Genomic DNA, 8,551 nt, shown 5'->3' with positions numbered 1-8,551 from the left:
AATCAAAATTTACAATGAAATGAGACCGCACTTAGCATTAGATATGGAAACGCCTAACGCAGTGCATAATAGAAAAGGCCAGCTTCGAGAGCTGGCCTAATAACTGTCAACCTATATTAGGACGACACAAATGAAGCACGCCCGTTAAGCGTGGACTTCATTCTTTCACTTTTTATTTCTTAGCAGTAGTCGAACGACGACGAAAGCCAATCGCTGCAGCTAGCAGGGCAAGAATTCCTCCCATTGCTCCACCTGAGCTATCATTGTTTTCTTCTTCCTCTTCAACTACGTCTGCTTGTAGGTCAAAGGTTGCGATGAATGGGTCGTGATCTGAGCTTCTAAATGGACCAACATCAGTAAAGGCGTAACCGTCTTCATCTGGGTAATAACGAAGCGCTTGATCGTACTGCAACTGGTAAGCTTCAACTGAGTTGATGTTCCAGTGAGCACCGTCAATGGCGTCTGCAAGCATAGCTTCACTTGCTAGTACGTGATCTAAACTACCCACCTGTTCAGTTCCGTAGAACCAATATGAGAAGCCTTCTGCATCAAACTCTTCAGCCAAGTTGTGATAGCCGAAGCTAGACTCTACGTCCACTGACGAGCCTTCATCCATACCTGTATTGACCGCAGTCGTAATAGTGTATCCACGAGACTCAGGTGTGTAATCGGTAAGTACAGCTACTGGATCTTCAGCGCTATAAGCGTTTAAGTCGCCTAAGATAACCTTGCGCTCTGGCAGGCTCTCATCACTTAGCGCGTTGCCTAATGTGATAGCTGCCGATACACGAAGTGCGTTACAGCTACCCTGAATCGTGGTAATTTCAGACGGCGCTTCTGCCACATCTTCTGCACACTGTGAACCTTTTGATTTAAAGTGATTCACGGCAACAAGGAACGATTTGCTGCTTTCAGTGTGTACAAACGATTGAAGAAGGCTTGGGCGCATGCGTGCCAGGCTATCTTCATCAATTTGTTGCTCTGGCATAGCAACTACCATGGCATCATTTTCTGGCGTCACTACTGTAGCTTTGTATAACAAGCCTACAGTAATCGCATCCGTACCAATTTCACTGCCATCACTGGTTGCGATGAATGAGTATTGCTCGGTTTCACCAAGTTCGGCGTTAATAGCATTAACTAGAGATTGGATAGCGCTATCTTCACCAAAACCATCGTTTTCGATTTCCATCAAACCGACAACGTCTGCGTTAAGGTTAACGATAGCTTCAACGATACGACCCTGTTGCAATTCAAACGCCACTTCATCGTCTGCGCCGCGGTTTTCGTCATAATCGAAATTTACGTCGCCATTTGCATCTACTTCACCATTAAAGTAGTTAAGCACGTTGAACGTAGCAATAGATAGGTTGCCTTCTGTAACCACTGGGTTTGCTTCGCGAGAAGACGTTACTTCGATAACGTCGCTTGGATTAATTCTGTAAGTGCCAAAACTGTAGTTTAGTGGGCCAGCAGCAGAAACCGAATCACCAATGCGAATGGCATTAGCGTAGCTGAAAGTAGGGAAGTAATTAAGTGCATCTGGGTACTGCGAGCTGCTGTTATCTTCGATTGTAAGAAGGCTTGTCTCGCTCGCTTCTTCTGCCGCAGTATAAGCTTCTGACAGAGGCGCAGCTACGTCGCTTGGTTGGCGTTTAATTGTATCGCTAACAACGATTTCACCAAAACGCCACAGGTTGTTTGTACTCGTCACTGTTGCATCAGTCACGCTAACAACCATACCTTCAACGGTTTCAAGGTCAAGTTCGTACGGCATAGAAAGTTCTACCGCTGCTACAGCATCCGCTGTACCACAATCAAGTGCAGCCACATCACTATCCATAGCAAGTGTGGTCATACCGTAGTTTTCTTCTACTTCACCGTAAAAGCGAACCAGGTTACCTGTTTCAACGTCGACAGAACCTTCTACAAATAAGCCTTCAGACGTGGCGTCGTCAGCGTCGTAATCAGACGCTTCTTCTTGGACAAAGAAGCCGCCAGCACGTGTGCCAGTTACAATAGCTTCAATTATAACGTTATTGCCAACTTCAGCAGAGCTGCTTTCACTGCCCTGTATAGCACTAATAAGTGTCGCGTCTGCACCGCAAATACCTAGCTCAACAGCAGGCTCTTCTGGAACTTCTACAACGTCACCGCCACCTTCAGTGGTAAATGTACCCGCTGGAAACGGCGTTGCAGCGTCAGTGTTAGTGGTCGAGCCATCAAGCGCGTCAACACCACTGTAAGTCCAGTTAGATGCTTCGAAACTGCCGCCATTTGCTGTTTGACCTGACGTACGGTATGCCCAACCGTCTAGGTACTCCCACGCGGTGCCACTACCGTCGGTGTTGATATCGCCAAACGTGTCAATAACGCTGCCATCTTTAAAAAGCTCAATAGCGTCGTCACCATTAATACCCATTGATGAAGTATCGTAGTCTGGTGCAGAACCGAAAAACGCAGTAAATCCATCAATTTCTGATGCTACGTAGATATAAGTACCAGCGCTTGCAGACGCACCAGCTGGAAACGTAAACTCTTCGCCATCAGTACCGCCGCCGTTGTTTGCAGTTCCAAGGGCATAGGTAGATAAATCTGCTATGTCATTGACTACGAAAAGTTCAACTGCTTTTGGAACACCACCGCTTAACGGTCCATCGATAACACCACTAATGACTAAATCGTTAGCTTGGATGGCGGTTGAAGAAAGTGCAGAAATGATTCCTGCAGATAGTAAAGTTAATGATGTTTTCACGTCATTTTCCCTTTGTAGTTTTCATTATTTTTAATTCACATAATTACTGCTTCTGCTTTTGCCGAAATAGAAAAAACAGAGTGATATGTGAAGCGCAATTTTCTTATTGCTTGAACTACACTAAGGGCATTTGTAATGGATAGGAATGACTTAACCTTATTCAAGCTGTTTTTAAAATATTACTTAAATATCAAGTTCTTACCATCTATAGGTAAGTTTACTCATACCTTTAACTCTTAACCAAAAGCTAATATAGGTGTTAAGTAATGCTAACGACACGTCTATGACAACAGTTCGTCGGGTAAAAAATACGCTTTTTATTGATATCTTTATTTCAGCGCACGAGTGAACAGCGCATGATCATCAACTACTTGTTCTGTATAAAGATTTGCTATTTTTACGAGCAGGCTTTTTACTTGAGAAAAAGATGTTGATGCTGACGACGCGAATCGTGTACTTCTTCTATCGCCTCGGCAGTGAGCTAGCGCAAGGCTATACCCGCACAATTCGGCAAGATACCAATCCGGATAGATAATCACCCACGCAGCGAGATTTAAAATGTTCGTAATCGCGGCGTGTTGCCGCAGGTATAGTGGCTCTACATCAAGGTAACACAACAAAGAGTACGGACATTTTAAACTCGCCCTCCGGGAAGGTCTGGCAAGCTTCCTAGCTTCATTGTGGGAATTTGAAAGGGAACAGCCATTCCTGCATTCCCACGCTTCGCTAGGAAACTTGCCAGCGCCTTCTGAGTGGGCGATTATCTGTGTGGATTGGTATTATACTCAAAGCCACCATTTATCGCTTTATTTCCCATTGCAATATCTTGTGGGTCGATTCCCACTTTAGCGTGATGTCGGGAGCGAACCAGGTAATGCGCATTTTCAAACTTAACTTCATCAAGCACCAAGTCGGGTTTTCGTTGCATTCTTCGTTGGCATCGAGCTGTAAGGTGTGCAGCATTTAGGCGATTAACCGGGTTAAAATCTGGAAAGTAATAAATAGGCGCCGCAACACGTTGTTGCTTAACCTCGACAATATGACAATGCGCAAAGCTTGCTGAATTATGTGGTTTTGCTGGTCCTACTAAAAAGTAGTAGCGCACCATATTTACCGACCCGGTGCCCGCGTCCAGGCGTTTCACTATATCGACTACCGCATCGTCCATGTAGGGAGCAAAAGCTTCTAGTAGCGTGGCGTATTCTTGTGGGCTTAGGGTAGAAAATTTCTCACTGTTGGCCTTAAACCCCAAGGTCTTGCCATCAAAATGAACGGCTTTAGCCAGCGCACTTTTAACCGTGAAGTCTTCTCCTCCTGCGCTGCGGGCTTTGGCTTTTTTATATAGTTTGGTCAGCTTGCTTGGCACGGCATCTGGGCAGTAGTCTACGGCTTCGTTAATCACCATGGCGTTTTCTACTACTTGGCTACAGGTTTCTACATAACGCTCAATAAATGCGTATTGCGCATTAATAACCTGCTGGTGGCTGACAACAGGTTTAGTGATGTCGATGCTATCGCACGCATACTTTCCATCAACTGCGCCTAGGCAATGTATCTGGGCAAGGTGCAATGAAGTGAGATAACGTAGCAGATCCCAATGTGCTTTGCCGACGCACGCATCATCAAAGTCGTTGGGTGAGAAGATCACTGTATCTCCGTGAGACCCTTCTTCTGTGAGAAAGCCAAAATTGGAGGTATGACAGTCTCCCATCACGCTGGTGAGGGGAACTGTCTCGCATTCTTTAGGAAAATTGATAAGGCCAGCTTTTATATCAGCGTAAAACAGCTGCGCACTGCCTCTGTAGAAAACAAAGGGGCTGGCCTCCATTTTTGCATGCTTTGCCAAAGTGCGAGATGGCGCGTGTCCATCGATTAGCATTATTTCGTGGGAGATGCGCTGTAGTCGGGAATGGGTCATAGTTTTCTCATTCAGCAGAATTTAGCCGGTGAAGCCGTATTGCAAAACAATCAATCTATTTTGGCTCAATTTTCATCGTTCAATTCAATAACCTGATTAAGCGATTCATTTTTACCAATTAGTTTTTTGTGATTGTGCGCGCTATTCTTATCACCAGTTTCGAGAGACATGAATTTCGCGTTACGTGAATATCTTCACAAAACTGCAAAACCATGTCGACACAATAAACGTAAAGTTTGTATTCGTATGTGTTTAACGTGCGAAAATAATTTAAACCAAATGGAGAATTAAACATGGCATTGATTAATACTGCTATCAAACCTTTCAAAGCAACTGCATTTAAAGATGGCGAATTCGTAGACGTAAGCAGCGAAGACATCAAAGGTAAATGGGCAGTTTTCGTATTTTACCCAGCTGACTTCACATTTGTGTGTCCAACTGAGCTTGGCGACATCGCTGACAAGTACGAAGAACTTCAGTCACGTGGCGTAGAAGTATTTTCAGTATCTACTGACACTCACTTCACTCACAAAGCATGGCACGATTCTTCTGACACGATCAACAAGATCAAATTTGCAATGATTGGCGACCCAACAGGCGAAATCACTCGTAACTTCGATTGTATGCGTGAAACTATGGGTCTTGCTGACCGCGCTACATTTGTTGTTGACCCAGAAGGCATCATCCAAGCAATGGAAATCACTTCTGAAGGTATCGGCCGTGACGCAGATGACCTAGTGCGTAAAGTTAAAGCCGCTCAGTACGTTGCAAACAACCCAGGTGAAGTTTGCCCAGCTAAGTGGAAAGAAGGTGAAGCAACTCTAGCACCTTCACTTGACCTAGTAGGCAAAATCTAAGCAGCACGCTTAGCGCTTAATATATGAAAGCTCAGCGCTTCGTGCATTGCACAGTATTAAGCAAATAATTTGTAGGGAGTGGGTCTCCACTCCCTGATATTAATTTCCAATTTCCGCTTATGTTGTTGACCCTTCAAAAGGTTGGCGGGGATCGGCGTGTCGAAAATAAGGCAGAATAACCGTGTTAACTAAAGAAATTTTACAAGCATTGAAATCATATGCAGAGTCAATGCAAAAAAACGTAACCTTTGTCGTACAGACCGGTGAACATAGCAAGCGTGAAGAGCTTGTGACGTTTCTGTCCGACATTGCTTCAGTAAGCGAAAAATTAAACGTAGAAGAGCGTGACACAAATGGTGAGTTGCGCAGTGCAATCAGTTTTTTGTTGGAAGCTGACGGCGAAGATACGGGAATTCGTTTTTCTGGTATCCCTGGCGGTCACGAGTTTAACTCGCTTGTACTTGCCATGCTGCATGCAGCGGGTACTGAACTTAAGCTAGACGATAGCGTTAAGTCGATGGTGAAAGCGGTGAATGAACCACTTAATTTTGAAGTGTTCATTAGCTTAAGCTGTCACAACTGCCCTGAAGTCGTACAGGCACTTAATCAATTCGCTTTGATTAATCCTAATATCAAGACCGAAATGATCGACGGCGGGTTATATCAAAATCTAATTCAAGAGCGCGACATCCAAGGTGTTCCTAGCGTATACCTTAATGGCGAGCTATTCGCGAATGGTAAAGTTGATGCCTCTGTGCTTATCAACAAGTTAATTGAACGCGACCCTAGCCTTAAAGAAGCAAACAAAGGCGATGCGTTACCACTTCAAGACGTAACGGTTATCGGTGGTGGTCCAGCAGGCGTTGCTTCGGCGATTTACAGTGCCCGTAAAGGCCTTAAAGTTGCCATTGTTGCTGAAACTTTTGGCGGCCAAGTTAAAGATACCATGGGTATCGAGAACCTTATCTCAGTACCTAAAACAACGGGCCCTGAGCTTGTTGGTAACTTGATGGAGCACGTCCGCGATTACGACATTACGCTCAAAGAGCACGTACGCGTTGATAGTATTGAGAAAGGCAATATTAAAACCATTACGCTTTCTTCTGGCGAACAGATCCGCACTCGTACGGTTATTGTTGCGACAGGCGCCCGCTGGAGAGAACTTGGTGTTCCGGGCGAAAAAGAGAACATCGGTAATGGTGTTGCGTACTGCCCACACTGCGACGGCCCTTTCTTCAAAGGTAAAGACGTAGCGGTCATTGGCGGTGGTAACTCAGGTATTGAAGCGGCACTTGACCTTGCAGGCATTGTAAAATCGGTGACGGTATTTGAATTTATGCCAGAACTAAAAGCGGACAAGGTACTTATCGATCAAGCTCAAAAGCGCGATAATATTACCATTATCAAGAACGCGGCAACGCGCCAAATTACTGCTGAAAATGGCAAAGTGAACGCAATTGAATACCAAGATCGCTCAACTAACGAAGTGCACACCCGTGAACTTGCAGGTGTATTTGTTCAAATTGGACTTGTGCCTAACAGTCAGTTTATGAAGGGCACGGTAGACATGACACAGTATGGCGAAATTATCGTTGATACTAAGTGTCATACATCTGAGCCGGGTATATTTGCAGCCGGTGACGTAACAACAGTACCGTATAAGCAAATTGTTATTTCGATGGGTGAGGGCGCGAAAGCATCGCTTGCTGCATTTGAATACTTGTTAAGCCATGAAGTGGTTGAGTCTGAACAGGAAAGTGAAGCGGCATAGTCATTAGCTTTTCACTTCTCATGAGAGTTAAAGCCGAGCTAACGCTGTTAGTTCGGCTTTTTTGTATGCGCGTATCTTTATGTTACTTAACAACCTCGGTTAACGCGTTTTCTGTTACTTATTGATGTTAATGTTAATGTGAATGATACTGGTTATCATTTGTGTAAATTTTTGCTAAATTAGACGAAAGTACTAATGCAGCCTTCATTTCACTTCATTCTTGTAATAGGCGAATTGATGGGTCTTAAAAATAAATCACAGAAAGCACTCAACATGAATAAGAAATTACTCAGCTTGGCGGTAGCGGCTATCTTAGTGTCTCACGCACATGCTCAGGAAGATAAAAGTGGCGCTGGCTTAGCTATAGATAAGCGAGAAGCAACAGCGGAAAAAGCAGAAGCGAATGCAGTAGAAAAGATTGAAGTAGTGGGCATGCGTTCTCCGTTTGGCGCAACAAAAACAAATACACCGATTGTTGAACTCGCCCGTACAATTTCCATTGAAACCGCATTAGATTTAAAGCAAAAAGGTGTGTTAAATCTTTCTCAGTCTGCCACCTATATGGCGGGCGTGACGGGGGAGTCATACGGATACGCCACCCGAGTCGATTCCATCTCTTCCAGAGGATTAAGTATTCCGCGCTATCGCGACTCAATTCAAGAGTTGTTTGGCAGCTATAATTCTACGCGAGCTGAAATTTACACAATGGAACAGGTTGAGCTGCTTAAGGGGCCTGCCTCTGTACTTTACGGTCAGGGCTCTCCCGGTGGCATAATGAACTATGTGTCAAAAACGCCCACGTTAGGCAAAGGAAGCGAAGTGGTGTTGTCCTACGGAAACTCCGACCGCGCGCAAGTTGGGGTAGATGTAAACGGCAGCCTGTCTGAAGATGATAAGTGGATGGGGCGTTTTGTTGGTATATATCGTAATGCTGACTCTCAGGTTGATTACGTTAGCGATGACACCCAAGTATTCATGCCGTCACTTTCCTTCATGCCTTCTGACGATACAACGCTAACGCTTATCGGGTTATTCCAAGATACTGATAGCGATACAGCAGCGCAGTTTATTCCTGTGGAAGGCACATTATTGCCTTTGGCTGACGGCACTTATTTACCCGACCAAGATGTTTACGCAGGTGAACCAGGGTTTAATAAATTTGATACTAAGTCGAACCAAGTTACCTTACTTGGCGAGCACTTGATAAACGATACAACGTCACTTTCATTTACTGCCTTATGGCGAGATGG

At 44.7% G+C, this 8,551-nt stretch carries 6 protein-coding genes; 3 read left to right on the top strand and 3 right to left on the bottom strand.

The features are described 5' to 3' along the window. Positions 1-172: 172 nt before the first annotated feature. The 3 genes from QVA83_RS16395 to QVA83_RS16385 all read right to left on the bottom strand — a co-directional run bounded on the left by QVA83_RS16395 (position 173) and on the right by QVA83_RS16385 (position 4,673). The gene (locus QVA83_RS16395) at positions 173-2,755 is read right to left on the bottom strand and encodes an ExeM/NucH family extracellular endonuclease (RefSeq protein ID WP_156078281.1); all 2,583 of its coding nucleotides are present in this window, start codon (positions 2,753-2,755) and stop codon (positions 173-175) included. A gap of 329 nt (positions 2,756-3,084) precedes the next feature. Then, positions 3,085-3,372, bottom strand: a complete 288-nt coding sequence (locus tag QVA83_RS16390; protein ID WP_502711469.1) for a DUF2252 family protein — start codon at positions 3,370-3,372, stop codon at positions 3,085-3,087. Between the two features lie 143 nt (positions 3,373-3,515). Beyond that, positions 3,516-4,673, bottom strand: a complete 1,158-nt coding sequence (locus QVA83_RS16385; RefSeq protein WP_287498692.1) for a DUF2252 family protein — start codon at positions 4,671-4,673, stop codon at positions 3,516-3,518. Between the two features lie 299 nt (positions 4,674-4,972). Here QVA83_RS16385 and ahpC point away from each other — a divergent pair, with 299 nt between their 5' ends. From ahpC to QVA83_RS16370, 3 genes are all read left to right on the top strand, one after another. Beyond that, positions 4,973-5,530, top strand: a complete 558-nt coding sequence (ahpC, locus tag QVA83_RS16380) for an alkyl hydroperoxide reductase subunit C (RefSeq protein WP_425291745.1) — start codon at positions 4,973-4,975, stop codon at positions 5,528-5,530. 181 nt (positions 5,531-5,711) lie between these two features. Further along, complete coding sequence (gene ahpF / locus QVA83_RS16375) at positions 5,712-7,301, top strand: alkyl hydroperoxide reductase subunit F (RefSeq protein WP_014976359.1); 1,590 nt, start codon at positions 5,712-5,714, stop codon at positions 7,299-7,301. Between the two features lie 195 nt (positions 7,302-7,496). Beyond that, positions 7,497-8,551: TonB-dependent siderophore receptor (locus QVA83_RS16370; protein ID WP_287498691.1), on the top strand; the 1,055-nt coding region annotated here is incomplete at its 3' end.

It is taken from the genome of Alteromonas sp. AO-Serp (assembly GCF_017849675.1).
Lineage (GTDB): Bacteria > Pseudomonadota > Gammaproteobacteria > Enterobacterales > Alteromonadaceae > Alteromonas > Alteromonas macleodii.
This window is presented reverse-complemented; position numbering and strand designations above follow the sequence as displayed.